This window comes from Streptomyces sp. NPDC002057 (assembly GCF_040296665.1).
Lineage (GTDB): Bacteria > Actinomycetota > Actinomycetes > Streptomycetales > Streptomycetaceae > Streptomyces.
Genome location: NZ_JBEOXR010000003.1, coordinates 273,644 through 289,782 on the forward strand (window position 1 = coordinate 273,644; position 16,139 = coordinate 289,782).

Sequence of the window (16,139 nt, forward strand, 5' to 3'; positions counted from 1 at the left end):
GCAGCGCACGAATCCGGAGCCACTGAGCCCACGAGCCCACGAGCCCGTGAGGCTTCGCGGCCGAGGGCCGGCGAGAACGCCGGTGACGGGGCGGCCACCCCGTCACCGGCTCACGCCCCTCCGCACCCTCCCCTATCACCCCTGCGAAAGAACGACACGAAGGAAAGAGGTGAGGCATGTCCGAGCTTATCGAGGACCGCCCGCACACCGGGAAGCCGCCGTCCGGCGTCGCGGTGCCGGGGCGGCGGCGCCAGCTGACGCTGGTCGGCGGCGCCCTGCTCGTCGACAACACCGAGGCGAGTCTGATCGCCGGGCTGTTCCCGGTGATCAGACAGTCGCTCGGCGTCTCGCTCGGGGCGCTGGGCGTCCTGACGGCCGCCGGGAAGATCGTCGGCGTGCTCGCCGGTCCGCTGTGGGTGTGGGTGGCCCAACGGTGGTCGCGCAAGGGCGTCCTGGTGGTGGCCACCGGCTTCTGGGGGGTCTTCGGCATCGCGGCGGGGTTCGCTCAGGACTTCACGCAGCTGCTCGTGCTGTGCACCCTGCTCGCGGCGGGGTACGCGGCCGCCGGACCGATCGCCACCGAGTACATCGGCGACCTCTTCGACAGCCGGTCCCGGGGCCGCGCGATCGGTGTGATGTACGGCGTCCTCGCCCTGGCCGCCTCGCTGTTCGCGGCCCTGAAGGGGCAGCTCGCCGGGTTCGACGACGGCTGGCGCTGGGGGCTGTGGGGCATCGGGGCGGTGAACGTCCTCTTCGGCGTCGCCCTGTGGATCTGGCTGCGGGACCCGGGGCGCGGCGCCTCGGAGCGACAGCTCGCCGACCTCGATCCGGCCGCGCGCGGGACGGGCGGCCGGATCACCCGTGGTCAGGTCGTGGCGCTGTTCCGCATCCCGAGCTTCGTGATCCTGCTGGTCTCGCGGCTGCTCTCGGGGCACCTCCTCATCGGTACGTTCGGGGTGGTGTTCCTGGTCGACGTGTACGGCTTCTCCACCCAGGTCGCCTCGGTCGTGCTGCTCCCGATGGGGATCGGCTACTTCGCGGGCACGCTCCTGGGCGGCTTCCTCGCCGACTGGGCCGCCCGGCGCAGTCCGCGCCACGGTCTGGTCGCCGTCCTCCAGGGGGCCCAGTTCGCCTTCGCCGGGGCCGCGTTCCTCGGCACCCAGATCGACTACGCCGGCATCGGTCTCTTCGCCCTCTTCTTCGGTCTCATGGGACTCACCCAGGGCGTCAACCCCGGTGTGAACCGGCCGATGGTCATGGCCGTCACCCCGCCCGAGCTGCGGGGCGCCGCCTTCGCGGTCTACATCACCGTCTTCGAGGCGATCGCCTGGGCGGTGTTCAGCCTCGGCGCGGGGGTCCTCGGCGACACCGTCGGCCTGCGGACGGTGTTCCTCTGGGTGCTGGTGGTGCTGATGCTGGTCAACGGGGCCTTCCTCACCCTCCTCCACCGGCCGTACGCAGACGATGTGGCCCGGGTGCAGCGCGCACTGGACCTGCGCCGGGAACGGGCCCTGGGAGCCTCGGCGGCCTGATCCCCCGCGCCGGACGGCGGCCCGTCCCCCGGGAGGGGGGGCGGACCGCCGTGGCGTGGTCAGACGACGGCGCCGGTGCCCGCCCGCCGCCGTGGCGCGGCGGCGGGAGCGGCTGCCGGGCGGCGGTTCTCCAGGGCGACGGCCAGCGGCATCGCCGTGAAGACGGTGGACGCCATCCCGAGCACGACGCCCGCGAGCAGCGCGACGGAGAAGTCGGTGAGGGAGTCGCCGCCCAGGACGGCGAGCGCCACCAGGACGAAGAGGGCGCCCATCCCCGTGTTGACGGTACGCGGGAGGGTCTGGGCGACGGCCCGGTCGGCGAGGTCCGCGAGCGGGACGCCCCCGCCGCGGCGGCGCAACTCGCGCAGCCGGTCGAGGACGACGACGGAGTCGTTGACCGAGTAGCCGACGACGGTGAGGAGCGCGGCGAGGAAGACGCTGTCCACCGGCTTGCCGAGCCAGGCGAAGAGGCCGATCACCAGCAGTACGTCCTGGGTCATGGCCGCCACCGCCGCCGTCGCGTACGTCCACCGGAACCGCACCGTCAGGTAGAGGAGCTGGGCCGCCACCGCGAGGCCGAGCGCGAGGAGGGCGTGGGTGCGCAGCTCCCCTCCGAGGCTCGGGCCGATCAGGTCGTCGCGCTCCACCTCCACCGGGCCCGCGACCTTCGTGAGCGCCTGCCGGATCTCGTCCTGTTCGGCGTCGCCCGTCTCCCGGACGCGTACCGACACGTCTCCGCCGTCGGCGGCGTCGGCGGCGCCGGTGGTCTGCACGACCGCGTCCGGGAAGCCCGCCGCCGCGATCGCCGACCGGGCCGCGTCGGCGTCGACGGGGCGTTCCGCCGTGTACTGGACGACCCGGCCGCCGGTGAACTCGACCCCGAATTCGAGCCCGCGTACGCCGATTCCGGCGAGGGCCACCATCAGGAGGGCGGCGCAGGAGAGCAGCCAGCGGCGCCGGTGGGCCATCAGGCGTGGGACGCGCCGGGTCAGCCGGGTCCGCAGCCGGCCGAGCCCCGCCATGCCGGTGACCGCCGGCCGTCGGCGCACCGCGGGCAGGCGCAGTGCCACGTCGGCGAGGAGCCGGGTGACCACCATCGCGGTGAGGAGCGAGGTGACGACACCGATCGCCAGGGTCACGCCGAAGCCCTTGACCGGGCCGGTGGCGAAGACGAAGAGGAGGCCGGCCGCGAGCAGGGTGGTGATGTGGGAGTCGGCCACCGCGCTCCACACCTTGCCGAACGCGATCGTCAGCGGTCGCCGCAGATCGCGTCCGCCGGTCCGACCCAGGGCCGCGTACTCCTCCCTCGCTCGTTCGAAGACCAGGACGTTCGCGTCGACGGCGATGCCGATGGCCAGGACGAAACCGGCCAGGCCGGGGAGGGTGAGCGTGGCACCGAGGGCGACCACCGCCGCGTACGAGATGAGCCCGTACAGGAGGAGGGCGGCGGTCGCGAGGACGCCGAGGAGCCGGTAGACCACCATGACGAAGAGTCCGGTGCAGGCGAGGCCGATCACGGCGGCCAGGGCGCTCGCCCGGATCGCCTCGGCGCCGAGGGTCGGGCCCACGGTGCTCTGCTCGATCGTCGTCACCGGGACGGGCAGCGCGCCGCCCTGCACGAGGGCCGCGAGATCGCGCGCCTCGTGGGCGGAGAACCCTCCGGTGATCTGAGCGGAGCCGCCCCCGATGCCCGTGCCGCAGGGGACTCCGGACTGCATCGCGGGCGCGGAGACGATGCGGTCGTCGAGCACGATGGCGACCCTGCGCGCCGGGTCTCCGGGGGCCGCGCAGGCGGCGTCCCCGGTCAGCCGTGCCCAGGTGTCGGCGGCGCGGTCGCGGAAGGAGAGATCGACCGTCCAGCCGCGACCGCTCGTGGTGTCGAGCACGGCTTCGGCGCTCTTGACGCCGTCACCGGTGAGAGCGGGTGCCGCCAGGGTGAGGTGGCCGCCGGGGGCGTCGGGGTCGGCGAGGACGCGCGTCCCGTCCTGGGCGGCGGGACCGGCGGACGCCGGGGCGGCGCCGGTGACGGCGTGGAAGGTGAGCTGCGCGGTGCGGCCGATGACCTCGGCGGCCTGGCGCGGGTCGTTCACTCCGGGGAGTTCGACGACGATGCGCCGATCGCCGGAGCGGGCGAGCGAGGGTTCGGCGACGCCGAGGCCGTCGACCCGCTTGCGGAGCACCTCCACGGCCCGGTCGGTGGCGGCGGCGTCGGCGCGGGCGGTGGGCCCGTCCTCGGTCTGGAGGACGATGCGGGTCCCGCCGCGGAGGTCGAGTCCGAGGCGGGGCGGGGTGGTCAGGGTGATCCAGAGGGAGAGCGCGACGACGGCGAGCGCGAGGAGCGCGCGCCAGAGCGCGGAACGAGAGGACATCGGTACGGACAACTCCACAGGCAGCGCACGGAGACGGCGGGCGCCCCTCGCGGGGGCGGGCGCCGTCCGTGCCGGACGTACGGTCGGACACGCGTCGGTGACCGGTCCGGGGCATGCCGATGGCCCGGACGGCGACGCGGGAGAACGTCAGCTGTGCCGGGTGGCGGGAGGACCGCGGGGATCGCGGGGGCCGCGCGGGCCGCCGGGCGGCGCGCGCTCGCGGCGGGGGTCGCCGGCGAGGACGCCGCGCGCGGGCGGGGAGAGGTCGGCGGGAACGACGCCCGTGGTCGCGGGTGTCACCGGGTTCCGCACCGGGTTCTCGACGGCGGCGGGGAGGCGTACGAAGGCGGTGGGCGCGAAGTGCGGTTCGGGCGACGTGGCGCGCTGGTGGGCGCCGGGGGTGGTGGGAGCGGCCGGGGTCGAGGATCCCGGTGCCGAGGATCCCGGGGTCCAGAAGTCCGGGGTCCAGGAGCCCGGGGTCGAACCCCGCGTCGGCGCAGCCGGGTTCGGGGACGGGACCGGTGTCGGCGCCGTGGTCCCGACGGGAGCCGGGACCGGGCGGTCCGCCGCCCCCGCCGCCTGCGCCGGGAGCACCAGGAGGGACCAGATCGCGCAGAGCATCGCGGGCAGGAGGGTCGCGAGTCGTCGCGCCGAAGTTCCCACCGTCCCGCCCCTCCCCCTCGGTTCCGCCGGCCCGGTCCCGGCCACCGGCGGACACGCTGCCCCGTCGGTGCCCAGCCTAGACCGGCCCGGGACGCCGTCCGCCACCGAGTACCCGCCCCGCACGGCTGGGTACGGGAGCTGAGTACGCGTGCTCATGTGAGGTGCCGCGCGATCTCGCACGATGAACGGGTCAGCTCGTCGTCCTCGGCTCCAGGGGGCCCTCCCGTGCTCAGCCGCATCGCCGCTCACGTCGTCCCGTTCTTCGGGCGGCTGACCGTCACCACCGATCCCGGGGCCCGCCTCGAACCCGGCAGCATCCTGGTCGTGAACCACACCTCGACGGCCGACCCCGCGCTCGTCCTCGCCGCGCTCCGCCGGCGGTTGGCCGTCGAGCCCGTCCTGCTCGCGACGGCCGGGCTCTGGCGGATCCCCCTGCTCGGGCGGGCCCTGACCCGCGAGGGATACGTGCCCGTCCACCGGAACTCGGCCCGCGCGGCGGCCGCCCTCGACCACGCGGCGGTCGCGCTCGCCTCGGGGCGGCACGTGATGCTGTACGCCGAGGGCCGCATCCCGTCGCGTCCGGACGCCGCCGAGAACCCGCCGGAGGCGTTCCGCACCGGGCTCGCGCGACTGGCCGGGGCGACCGGTGCGCCGGTCGTGCCGATCGGCCAGGCCGGTGCCCGCCGGATCACGTCGGGCGGGCGCGTGAAGCAGATCGCCGGGGTGCTCACGGCGCCCCTCCGCCGCCCCTGCCTGCACGTCCACATCGGGACCCCGATCCGGCTGCCGGACGACGTGACCGCCGCGACGGCGCTGGCGCACGGGGCGGTGACCGAGGCGTGGCGGACGGCTGCCGGCGCGCTCGGCGAGCCGGCGGCGCACCGGACGTCCTGAACGGCGCAGCGGCGCCCCTGGTGGGCGAGGTGGGTCCGGAGAGGACCGGCGTTCACCTCGGGGACCCCCCGGAGTCACGCCCAGGACTCCCGCAGTTGCCGAACGGCGATCTACCATGCGGTGGTTGTACGTGAACGCGTGCGACGGGCGTCAGGGGGAGGCGCGATGGCGGAACAAGCCGTGCGACCGCAGGACCGGATACCGGAGGACATGCCGGACGGGGTCCCGCGCGACCTGCCGGGCGGAGTGGAGCTGTACCACCTGAGGCCCGACGGCGGCATCCTGCTCGCCGACCGGGAGGGGCTCAGGGAGCTGGGACCGGAGCGGGAGTTCCTGCGGTTCATCGACGACGGGCAGTTCGCCCACTACCTGGTGGGGGACGCGGCGACCTCGCCCGAGCGGCCGTCCAACGCCACCGTCAAACTCGGGGTCGTGGGCCCGCGCAGCGCCTTCACGCCGCACGCGCACGGCGGCGAGCACTTCGTCCTGAGCCTGGGGCACGCCGCCTGCGGGCTCTACGACGAGGCACGCGGACGCGTCACGGACGTGCCGCTCACGCCGGGCACGCTGATCCGGATCCCGGAGATGATGCCGCACTCCTTCGCCAACCGGGGCGACGCGCCGCTGACCATCCTCGCCGCGAACACCGGGTACGGGATCGACCACGAGGACTACGCGATCACCGCGGCCGAGGCCGAGCGGCGCGCGCGGGCGTCCTTCGGCGCTCCCAACGGCACGGGAGGACCTGCGGGCTCGGGCGCCATGGCCGCCGGAGCGCTCACCGACTCCCTCACCGACTACCGGGCCCTGGCCGCCGCGCTCCGCGACATCGAGCACGCCCAGCGGACCCACGGCATCGCCGCCACCACGGTCCGGGAACGGCTGGCGGCCCGACTGCGCCGGGTGGCCGCCGCCCTGGAGGTGCCCCGGTGATCTGCCCGCACTGCGAACGCGACCTGCTCCGCAGGGAACGCACCGGCAACCGCTGCTCCCACTGCAAGCGCGCCTACGCGCTGGACCCCAAGACCAACCCGCTCGGTCTCAACGACCTCCGGATACGCCGGATCACCACCGCCCTCACCGAGGAGGGCCGGATCCACATCGTCCCGGACCAGCTCTGGTACGCCCTGTCCCGCAAGCGCCTCCGCGGCGGGGTGTACGCGCAGGGCTGTCTGGGCGCGGTGGCCGTGGTGGGCGTCATGGCCAGCGTCGCGGCCCTCGTCGCCGAGACCCCGTACCCGCTGCTCGTCACCGCCGCCATGGTCCTCACCGGCCTGGGGATCGGCCTCGCCCGGGCGTCGGGCGCGGGCAAGGGCCTCCCGCCCGTCACCCGCGAGGCCTTCCCGACGCAGGTGCTCGCCGCATGGCGGACGGTGTACGGGACCCTGCCGGCCGGAGTGATCGACACCGGGAGTTCCGCCGGCGGCACCGAGGCCGTGACCGGTGCGGCCGGTCCGACGGGGGTGCTGGTCTGCCCCGACCGCGCCGTCGTCGCCTTCCTGGTCGCCGACGGACTGCCCGCCCGTCACGGCCTCGCCCTGGCCCGTACCCCGGAGGAGGCCCGCGCGGTCCCGTCCGGCGGTCCGGTGCTGGTCCTCCACGACATCGACGCGGACGGCGAACTGCTCGTACGGCGGCTCAGGGACGCCCTGCCCGGGCGTAGGGTCGTCGACGCCGGGCCGTCCCTGCGTACGGTCCGGTCCCTGCCGCAGGCCGTTCCCTACCGGGACCCGCGGCGGAGGCCCGGCCCGGAGGCCATGCGCCTCCTCGCCGGGCTCGGCACGTTCACGCCCGAGGAGCTGAAGTGGCTCGGGCGGGGCTGGCGGTTCCCGCTCGTCGGTCTGCCGCCGGGCCGGCTGCTCACCGTCGTCGAGCGGGTCGCCGCACAGCTCACCCGCGGGCTCGACCCCGACCGGCGGCGCGCCGCCGAGCTCGGCTTCCTGACCTGGCCGGACGCGACGGACCCCGACCCGGTGGGTGACCGATGATCTGCCCGCACTGCGCCGCCCGGCTGGCGGCCAAGGAGCGCACCGGGCAGGTGTGCGCGCACTGTGCCGGCCGCTTCGCGCTGGACCCGAAGAGCGACGGCCGGGGCATGAACGACCTGCGGATCCGGCGGATCGCCGCGGCCGCGACCGACGACGGCCGGCTGAAGGTGACCGTCACCCAGCTCTGGTACCTCAGCCGCACGTTCAGCCACGCCTACGGTCCGCTGCGCGCGTACGGCGTCCCGGCCGTCGTCCGGTGGCTCGTCGCCCTGCCCGTCACCGCCCTCCTGGTCCTCTGCGTCGTCCTCGTCGACGGTCGGTGGGCGGCCTTGAGCGGTACCGCCGCCGTCGCCGTCCTCGGAGCGGCCACGTTCATGAGGCGCACGCCCGCCCGGCCGGGCGGCTCGTCCATCTCCCCGCCCGAGCACGTGTTCCGGGGGCTGATGGTCGGCAGTTGGCGGATCGCGTACGGACAGCTGCCGCCGGGGGTGGTGGACGACGGCCCGCACGCCCCGCCGCCCCGCGAGCCCGTCGTGGGCGACCCCACGGCGGTCGTCCTCTGCACCGACCACGCGGTCGCCGTGTTCCTCCGGGCCAACGGCGTTCCCGCGCGGCTCAGGACGCTCCTGGTCGAGGCCGAACCGGCGACGGCGCACGACGCGTTGGCGGACGTTCCCGACCGGCTCCCCGTGGTGGTCCTGCACGACGCGAGCGCCCTGGGGGTGCTGCTGGCCCCGCTGTTGCGGCTCGCCCACCCGGGCAGGGTCGTGGTGGACGCCGGACTGCCGGTCGCCGCGGTCCGTCGCAGGGACGGTGCCGTGCGCCGGTTCTCGGCCGCGCCCGTCGTCGACGCCGAACAGCTCCGTTCCGTCGCGGGCCTGCCCGAGGAGGACGCGGCCTGGCTGGCCGAGGGGTTCTGGAGCCCGCTCGCCGCCGTCCCGCCGCTCCGCCTCGAATCCGTCGTCACGGCGGCGGTGGAGCGGGCGCTGACCGCGCGGCCCGCCGGTCCGCGGGCCACCGACGGCTTCCTGACCTGGCCGGCCGAGGCGCCGGCACCGGTCGGCGACGCGTCCCGAACGAAAGGCACCCCGGCCGGATGAGCCAGCGACCCCTCCCGCCCCGGCGCACCGGCCGGACCGCCCGCCCCGGCACCCACGCGCTGACCGGGCTCACCGGACTGAGCGACCGGGCCATGACCGCGCTGGCCGACCGGGCGATCACCGTGGCCGCGGCGCGCGCCGCCGCACCCGGCGGGCTCCGCTTCACCGAGCGCCAGCTCTACTACGAGACCTGCCGGGTGCTGTCCCCCGGCCCGGCCCTCCTCGGCCGGATCCCCGGCACCCCGGCCCCGGTGCTCCGGCTGCCCGTGTTCACCCGCGCCCTGGAGGCGCGCGGCCGGGAGACCGTACCGGGACTGCTCCCACCGCCGCCCGCCCCCCGGCAGCGGACCGACGGCTCCCGGGCCGTGCTCTCGGAGCCCGACCTCTACGACTACGGGCTGCCCCGCCTGCTCCTCTGCCAGGACCGCTCGATCGCGGGGATGCTGCTCGCCAACCACGTGCACCTGGAGGCGGCCTGCCCGGTCCTCGCCGCCTCCGACGCCCTGCCCCTGGACCCGCGGCTGCTCGCCGCACTGGAGCGGGCCGGCGGGGCCACCGTGCACGTCCTGCACGACGCGAGCCCGTCCGGGGTCGCCCTCCCCGCCCGCGTCCGGGCCGGTCTGGGGGCGGTGCCCGGGGTCCGGGTGGTCTCCCTGGGCCTGGTGCCCCGGCACGCGGCCGCCCTGCGCCTGGCCTCCGGGCGCGGCCCGGCACCCGGTCACGCCGCACTCGCCGCCCGGCCCGCCGCGCTGCGGACCCGGGAGGCGCAGTGGCTGGCGAGCGGACGGTTCGCGCAGGTCGCGGCCGTGCCCCCGGCCCGCCTCGTGCGGACGGTCCTGCGCCTGACCAAGGGGCCCCGACCGCCCCGCGACACCCTCTGGAGCGGCCTGCGCGGACTGCGCGGGACCGGCTTCATGACCTGGCCCGCCGCGTGACCCGTCCCGGCGCCCCCTTCCACACACCCGAGGTACGCACACCATGATCCGTCCCGAAGAGATCGGCTACACGGACGAACTGCTCGCCGACGGCACCGTCCACCGCACCTACGAGGACGGCCTGGAGGAGTGGCGGCGCCGCACCCCCGGCCGGCCGCAGCTCGTGGGCTGGCACGACAACCGCGGCGGCTCGGGCACCGACGAGCTGATCGGCGACCGCATCATCAAACGGAGCCTCGCCGACGGCACCGCCACCTACGCCCGGGACATCGGCTACGGCCGCACCCTGTGGGCGCGCGGCGAACGGGTCCTGGTCAACCGCAGTTCCTTCGGCGGCCGGATGGGCGCGCTGCTCACCGGCCTGGGTGTGGCGACGCTCGCCATCACCGCCGCCCAGCTGCCGCCGCTGAGCATGTCCCCCGAGCAGGAGGAGGCCCTGCGGCAGCAGCAGGCACAGGCCCAGTCCTCCTCCGGGGGCGACGGCGGCGGTGGCACGGCCACCGGTGACGACGGCTCGGACGACGGGGACGACTGGGACGCGAACTGGGACGGCGACGAGGACGCCTGGAGCGACGACGACTTCGGCTGAGCCGGACGCCCGGCGACACCGCACCCCGACACACCCGGAGAACCCAAGGAGAGGGAGCCGTACGTGGCACGACTCTGCGCCTGTCTGGCCGCCACCACCGGGCAGGCCCGTGCCCATCTCGACGCGATGGGAGCCCTCGGGCCCGATCACGTCCCGGCCGGGGTCGCCGGTGCCGATCTCTCGCTGCTCGCCGGTGAACACGGCAGCGCCCGGGGCCCGTTCACCGCGTACGGGCGGACGGCGGTCGGAGAGGTCACCCTGCACAACCGGCCGGTGCTGCTCGCCGCCCTCGCGGAACGGGCCTCTCCCCCGCCGCCCGGCTGCTCGGACGGCGAACTGCTGCTGCGTTCCTGGGCGTTGTTCGGGGACGCGGGGGTCGCGCGGGCCGAGGGAATGTTCGTCCTGGCCGTGCTCGACGGCCAGGACCTGGTGCTGATCCGCGACCACGTCGGCGCCCGCACCCTGTTCTACGCGCGGGCGGACGGGGCCTGGGCCGCCTCCACCTCGCTGCGCGCCCTGCGCCGCTGGCCCGCGCTCGGCACGTCGATGGACCTGTCCGCCGTCCGCTCCTTCCTCACCTTCGCCTATCTGCCCGGGGAGGAGACCCTGCTGACCGGCGTACGGGAGCTGCTGCCCGGGCGGGTGCTCCGGCTGCGCCGCGACGGGACGTCCACCGAGACCGTCCACTGGGAGCCCCGGGAGTGGATCGAGCAGCCCGTTCCGGCGGACCCCGGCGGTCATGTGCTGGAGCTGCGGGCCCTGCTGGAGCGGGCGACGGCGAGCCGTCTGCCCGACGCCGAGCCGGCCGCCGTGCTGCTCTCCGGCGGGATCGACAGCTCTCTCGTCACGGCGCTCGCGGCGAAACTCCACGGTCACCCGGTGCACACGTACTCCATCAGCTTCGGCGACGACCTGCCCAACGAGCTGGGCTACTCGGGCCTGGTGGCCACCCACTGCCACACCCGCCACCGGGTCCTGAACGTCTCGGGCGAGGCCGTCGCCGCCCGGCTCGCCGAGGCGGCCGCGCTGCTCGACAGCCCGGTCGGAGACCCGCTGACCGTGCCGAACCTGATGCTGGCCGAGGCCGTGGCCGCCGACGGCGCCTCCGTCGTCCTCAACGGCGAGGGCGGGGACCCCGTCTTCGGCGGGCCGAAGAACCTCCCCATGCTGGTCCAGGAGATGCAGCGGACGCCGGGCGCGCCCTGGGACGAGGACCGGGCGACCGCGTACCTGCGCTCGTACCGGAAATGCTGGACCGACCTTCCGGACCTGCTGACCGCGCCGGCCCTGGAGGCCCTGCGGGACGCCCCGCCCCTGGAACGGCACGTGGCGCCGTACCTGACGGCCGACGGCGGGAGCCCGTACCGGATGGGGCACCTCCTGAACCAGCTGCTCCACTGCAACCTGCGCACCAAGGGCGCCCACCACATCCTCACCAAGGTGGAACGGCTGACCTCCTCGCAGGGGGTGGAGGGCCGTTCCCCGCTCTTCGACCGGTCGGTCGTCGACCACGCCTTCGCGACCCCGCCCTCCTTCAAGCTCCGCGGCACGGCGGAGAAGTGGATCCTCAAGGAGGCGGTCCGGGACCTGCTCCCCGACACCGTGGTCGACCGCCCCAAGAGCGGGATGCGGGTCCCGGTCCAGCAGTGGCTGACGGGCCCGCTCCGTGACCTCGGCCAGGACCTCCTGCTCGGGCCCCGGTCCCGGCAGCGCGGGCTGTTCCGGCCGGAGACCGTCCGCGCCTGGCTGCGGGGCGAGGGCGCCCTGCTGCCCCGGCAGGGAGGCAAGTTGTGGCTGGTGCTCACCCTGGAGCTCTGGCTGAGGTCGTACGACGTGTGAACCACGCCCGGCGGAGCGAACCGCCCGTACACCGATCCACCCGTCCGCGGCACCGCACCTCGGCTCCGCCGATACGCCGGTCCACCGAACCGCCGCTCCGTGAAAGGCCGTCATGAGCACCAGCTCCCCCACGCCGCCCGTCGACCTCACCGACCCCCGGACCGGCGCGCCGCGCGGCACCTCCGTCCGGTCCCGGCTGCCCGAGGTCCGGGCCGCCGTGTCCGCCGCCCGGTCCGCGCTCCCCGGCTGGCGCGCGCTGACCCCCAAGGACCGCGGGCGCCGCCTCGACCGGCTCGCGGGCCTGGTCGAGGAGCACGCGGCGGAGTACGTGGCCCGTGAGCGGGCCGGGACGGGCAAGCCCGAGGCGGAGGCGGCGGGCGAGATCGAGCAGGTCGTGGACCTGTTCCGGTTCTACGCGACGGCGGCCAGGACCCGTACCGCCCCGGCCGCGGGAAGTCTCGTCGAGGGCCACGAGAGCTGGGTGCGCTGGGAGCCGGTCGGGGTGGTCGGCGCGGTGGTGCCCTGGAACTATCCGCTCCTGATGGCGGCCTGGCGCTGCGCGCCGGCCCTCGCCGCCGGGAACACGGTGGTGGCGAAGCCGGCCGAGACGACCCCGGACAGCCTCCTGCTCCTCGCCGAGCACGCGGGGCAGACGCTCGGCGCGGACGTGCTCCAGTGCCTTCCGGGTGACCGGGAGACCGGCCGGCTCCTGGTCGGATCCGCCGTGGACATGGTGGCGTTCACGGGCAGCGGGCACGCGGGTGCGGACGTGGCCGTGCGCGCGGGGACCCGGCGGGTCAGCCTGGAGCTGGGCGGGAACGCTCCCGCGATCGTCCTCCCCGACGCGCCCGCCGACACCTGGGCGTCCCTCGCCGACGCCGTCACGTACAACGCCGGGCAGAGCTGTGCCGCCCCGGCCAGGGTGATCACCCTGGCGGAGAACCACGAGGCCGCCGTCGAGGGGCTGGCAGCCGCGCTGGCGGCCCGAGTGGCCGGCCGTGACTTCGGCCCGCTGAACAACGCGGACCAGGCGGAGCGTTACGACCGTCTGGTGGCCTCGTCGGGAGCCAAGCGGAACCTCGTCGCGGAGATCGCCCCGGCGCCGGGCGAGGAGGCCGGGCACTGGCGGCCCGCCCGTCTGCTCGCCGACGTCCCGGACGACGACCCGGCCGTCACCGAGGAGGTGTTCGGACCGCTCCTCACCGTGCAGAGGGCGGACGGGGTGGAGGCGGCACTGGCCCTCGCGAACGGCGTCCCGCAGGCGCTCGCGGCGAGCGTGTGGACCTCCGACCTCACGGCCGGCCTGCGGCTGGCCGCCGCCCTGGACGCGGGCGAGGCCTGGCTCAACTGCCACCTGGTGCAGACGGCGGAGCTCCCGCACGGAGGGCGGGGCGCCTCGGGCCACGGCACCGATCTGAGCGCGCTGGCCCTCCAGGAGTACCAGCGGCCCAAGACGGTGACGGTCCGGCTGGCGCGTCCCTCCTAGCCCGCGGACGGACCGCTAGCGCTCCAGGTAGGACGCCCGGGGGACATCGCCCGAGGCCAGGAGCGCCAGGTGGGCGCGGTAGCGGGGCGAGAGGGCTTCGAGGGCGGCGATCCCGTCGAGCGGGACCCAGTCGACGCCGATCTGGTCGGTGTCCTGCTCGGTGCCGCCGCCGGGTTCGGGGCTGCCGACCACGGTGCACAGGAACACCACCTCGACGCGGTGGTAGTTCTCCGAGGCGAGGGGGCCGGGGCTCTCCATCCAGCCCTCCAGGACCCAGAGCAGCGGGCCGACCTCCACGGTCAGCCCGGTCTCCTCCCGCACCTCCCGGCGTACCGCGTCGGGCAGCAGTTCGCCGGTCTCCTGGCCCCCGCCGGGCAGGAAGTACCCCTCCCTGCCGTTCCAGACGTTCCGGGTGAGGAGGACGGATCCCTCGTGGAGGACGACGGCCTTCGCCGAGGTTCGGATGCGGGTGGGGACGGTCATGCGGGGCGCTCCTCGGTGCGGGCGGGTCGGACGACCCCGGCAGCCTGCCCACCGCGTCCCGCGCCATGCCCGCGGCCCGTGGGATCAGAAGACCGACAGGCCCGTGATGGTCGTGAACCGGTCGAGGGCGGTCACACCGGCGACCGAGTTGCCCCGGCTGTCCAGGCCCGGGCTCCAGACGCAGAGGGTGCAGCGCCCTGGCACGACGGCGACCACGGCTCCGCCGACGCCGCTCTTGCCCGGGAGGCCGACGCGGTAGGCGAACTCCCCTGCCGCGTCGTAGGTGCCGCAGGTGAGCATGACGGCGTTGACCTGCTTGGCCTGGCTGCGGGTCAGGAGCCGTGAGCCGTCGGCGCGGAGGCCGTGGCGGGCCAGGAAGCCGGTGGCGAGGGCCAGGTCGGCGCAGGAGGCTTCGAGGGAGCACTGGCGGAAGTACTCGCGCAGCAGGTCGGGGACGGGTCCCGTGATGTTGCCGTAGGAGGCCATGAAGTGGGCGAGGGCCGCGTTGCGGTCGCCGTGGGCGGCCTCCGAGGCGGCCACGTCGGTGTCGAAGGCGAGGTCCGGGTTGCCGGTCTCCGCGCGCAGGAAGGCGAGCAGGCTGCCGGAGGCGTCGCCGGTGAGGCGGTGGAGGCGGTCGGTGACGACCAGGGCTCCGGCGTTGATGAACGGGTTGCGGGGGATCCCGTTCTCGTACTCCAGCTGGACGAGGGAGTTGAACGGGTCGCCGGAGGGCTCCCGCCCGACGTGGGCCCAGAGGGCGTCGCCCTCTCCGGCGAGGGCGAGCGCGAGGGTGAAGACCTTGGTGACGGACTGGGTGGAGAAGGGACGGCGCCACTCCCCCACCCCGTAGACGGTGCCGTCGAGTTCCGCCACGGCCATGCCGAAGTCGGTGGGGTCGGCGGCGGCCAGGGCCGGAATGTAGTCGGCCGGGGTGCCCCGGCCGGCGAGGGCGTCGATCTCCTCGGCGATGCGGTCGAGCACCGGCTGGAAGGAGGTGTTCGTGGTCACGCGCCGGTCCGTGGTCCCTGGTCCTCGGCGGCCCGGCGGGCGGCGGCGAGACCGAGGTCCCCACCGGCCGGCGCGGTGAAGTGGCGGGCGACGGCCTCGTCCGTGACCTCGGGGAGGGTGGCCGGGGTCCAGCGGGGGTTCCGGTCCTTGTCGACGACCTGGGCACGGATGCCCTCGACGAGGTCGGGGGTGGTCAGGGCGGCGCAGGAGACCCGGAACTCCAGGTCCAGGACCTCTTCGAGGGTGGCGAGGGAGCGGGAGCGGCGCAGGGTGGCCAGGGTCGCCTTGAGCGCGCTCGGGGACCTCGTGAGGAGGGTGGTGGCGGCCTCCTTGGCGGCGGGCGCGCCGGTGTCGAAGAGGCGCTCGACGACGGTCTCGACGATCTCGGCCCGGTAGCAGGTGTCGATCCACTCGCGCTGCTCGGCGAGGACGCCGGGCGGGGCCGCGGCGGCGTGGCGGGCGACGGCATCCCGGGCGGGGAGCCGGGTCAGGTCCTCGACCAGGGCGGGCAGTTCGGCGGCGGGGACGTAGTGGTCGGCGAGGCCGGTGAGGATCGCGTCGGCGGCGCCGACCGGGCTGCCGGTGAGGGCGAGGTGGGTGCCGAGCTCGCCGGGGGCGCGGCCGAGGAGGTGGGTGCCGCCGATGTCCGGCACGAAGCCGATGCCGGTCTCGGGCATGGCGACCCGGGAGCGCTCGGTGACGACGCGGACGGAGCCGTGGGCGGAGACGCCGACGCCGCCGCCCATGACGATGCCGTCCATGAGGGCGACGTAGGGCTTGGGGTAGCGGGCGATCCGGGCGTTGAGCCGGTACTCGTCGCGCCAGAAGGCCTCGGACGCGGTGCCTCCGGCGCGCGCGTCGTCGTGGATGGCGCGGATGTCGCCGCCGGCGCAGAGGCCGCGCTCGCCCGCGCCCTCGATGACGACCGTGTGGACGGCCGGGTCGTGTTCCCAGGCGGTCAGGGCCGCGTCGACGGCGAGGACCATGGGATGGGTGAGCGCGTTGAGGGCGCGGGGTCGGTTCAGGGTGATGAATCCGGCCCGGCCCTCCGTCCGGAGGAGTATGTCGGCGGTTCCGGTCGGCACGATCACTCGGTCCCTTCGGGTGGCGCGGCTCGCTGTCCGGGTCACGGTACCGGGCGGTCCGGGCCGGGGCCGAGGTGGATCCGGGGACCGGCGACGGCCGGCCGTCGAGGAGGAGGGAGGGGACGCGGGGGCCGGCGGTGCCGGGGCCGCGTGGCCCGACCGCGCCGT

The 16,139-nt window shown here is 75.5% G+C and carries 14 protein-coding genes; 9 read left to right on the forward strand and 5 right to left on the reverse strand.

Annotation, left to right across the window (positions count from 1 at the left end):
* The first annotated feature begins 176 nt into the window (after positions 1-176).
* Positions 177-1,532 carry an MFS transporter gene (locus ABT129_RS04500; RefSeq protein ID WP_351896422.1) on the forward strand — a complete coding sequence of 452 codons (1,356 nt, stop codon included), beginning with the start codon at positions 177-179 and terminating at the stop codon, positions 1,530-1,532.
* A gap of 59 nt (positions 1,533-1,591) precedes the next feature.
* Here ABT129_RS04500 and secD read toward each other — a convergent pair whose 3' ends face one another.
* Together secD and ABT129_RS04510 are read right to left on the reverse strand one after the other, a co-directional pair.
* Positions 1,592-3,901 carry a protein translocase subunit SecD gene (gene secD, locus ABT129_RS04505; protein ID WP_351896424.1) on the reverse strand — a complete coding sequence of 770 codons (2,310 nt, stop codon included), beginning with the start codon at positions 3,899-3,901 and terminating at the stop codon, positions 1,592-1,594.
* A 147-nt stretch (positions 3,902-4,048) separates the two neighbouring features.
* The gene (locus ABT129_RS04510) at positions 4,049-4,564 is read right to left on the reverse strand and encodes a hypothetical protein (protein ID WP_351896426.1); all 516 of its coding nucleotides are present in this window, start codon (positions 4,562-4,564) and stop codon (positions 4,049-4,051) included.
* Between the two features lie 225 nt (positions 4,565-4,789).
* On the opposite strand from ABT129_RS04510, the gene ABT129_RS04515 reads away from it, so the two are divergent.
* The 8 genes from ABT129_RS04515 (at position 4,790) to ABT129_RS04550 (ending at position 13,395) form a co-directional block, all read left to right on the forward strand.
* Positions 4,790-5,458 carry a lysophospholipid acyltransferase family protein gene (locus ABT129_RS04515; RefSeq protein ID WP_351896428.1) on the forward strand — a complete coding sequence of 223 codons (669 nt, stop codon included), beginning with the start codon at positions 4,790-4,792 and terminating at the stop codon, positions 5,456-5,458.
* 165 nt (positions 5,459-5,623) lie between these two features.
* Entirely contained in the window at positions 5,624-6,391 is a 768-nt protein-coding gene (locus ABT129_RS04520; RefSeq protein WP_351896430.1) for a cupin domain-containing protein, read from the forward strand.
* Positions 6,388-7,446: a hypothetical protein gene (locus ABT129_RS04525; protein ID WP_351896432.1), complete on the forward strand. Its 1,059-nt coding sequence runs from the start codon at positions 6,388-6,390 to the stop codon at positions 7,444-7,446. Before ABT129_RS04520 ends, ABT129_RS04525 begins: the two co-directional genes overlap by 4 nt.
* Entirely contained in the window at positions 7,443-8,546 is a 1,104-nt protein-coding gene (locus tag ABT129_RS04530; protein WP_351896434.1) for a hypothetical protein, read from the forward strand. The genes ABT129_RS04525 and ABT129_RS04530 overlap by 4 nt, the downstream gene beginning before the upstream one ends.
* Positions 8,543-9,481: a hypothetical protein gene (locus ABT129_RS04535; RefSeq protein WP_351896436.1), complete on the forward strand. Its 939-nt coding sequence runs from the start codon at positions 8,543-8,545 to the stop codon at positions 9,479-9,481. The genes ABT129_RS04530 and ABT129_RS04535 overlap by 4 nt, the downstream gene beginning before the upstream one ends.
* A gap of 43 nt (positions 9,482-9,524) precedes the next feature.
* Positions 9,525-10,070 carry a hypothetical protein gene (locus ABT129_RS04540; RefSeq protein WP_351896438.1) on the forward strand — a complete coding sequence of 182 codons (546 nt, stop codon included), beginning with the start codon at positions 9,525-9,527 and terminating at the stop codon, positions 10,068-10,070.
* A gap of 63 nt (positions 10,071-10,133) precedes the next feature.
* Positions 10,134-11,909, forward strand: coding sequence for an asparagine synthetase B family protein (locus ABT129_RS04545; RefSeq protein ID WP_351896440.1), 1,776 nt, complete (start codon positions 10,134-10,136; stop codon positions 11,907-11,909).
* Between the two features lie 112 nt (positions 11,910-12,021).
* Positions 12,022-13,395 (forward strand): aldehyde dehydrogenase family protein, encoded by a 1,374-nt coding sequence (locus tag ABT129_RS04550; RefSeq protein ID WP_351896442.1) that lies wholly within the window; start codon positions 12,022-12,024, stop codon positions 13,393-13,395.
* 15 nt (positions 13,396-13,410) lie between these two features.
* Here ABT129_RS04550 and ABT129_RS04555 read toward each other — a convergent pair whose 3' ends face one another.
* The 3 genes from ABT129_RS04555 to ABT129_RS04565 form a co-directional block, all read right to left on the reverse strand.
* Complete coding sequence (locus ABT129_RS04555) at positions 13,411-13,878, reverse strand: NUDIX domain-containing protein (RefSeq protein ID WP_351896444.1); 468 nt, start codon at positions 13,876-13,878, stop codon at positions 13,411-13,413.
* An 84-nt stretch (positions 13,879-13,962) separates the two neighbouring features.
* Complete coding sequence (locus ABT129_RS04560) at positions 13,963-14,886, reverse strand: glutaminase (RefSeq protein ID WP_351896446.1); 924 nt, start codon at positions 14,884-14,886, stop codon at positions 13,963-13,965.
* Positions 14,883-15,977, reverse strand: a complete 1,095-nt coding sequence (locus tag ABT129_RS04565; protein ID WP_351896448.1) for an enoyl-CoA hydratase/isomerase family protein — start codon at positions 15,975-15,977, stop codon at positions 14,883-14,885. Before ABT129_RS04565 ends, ABT129_RS04560 begins: the two co-directional genes overlap by 4 nt.
* Positions 15,978-16,139: the final 162 nt, after the last annotated feature.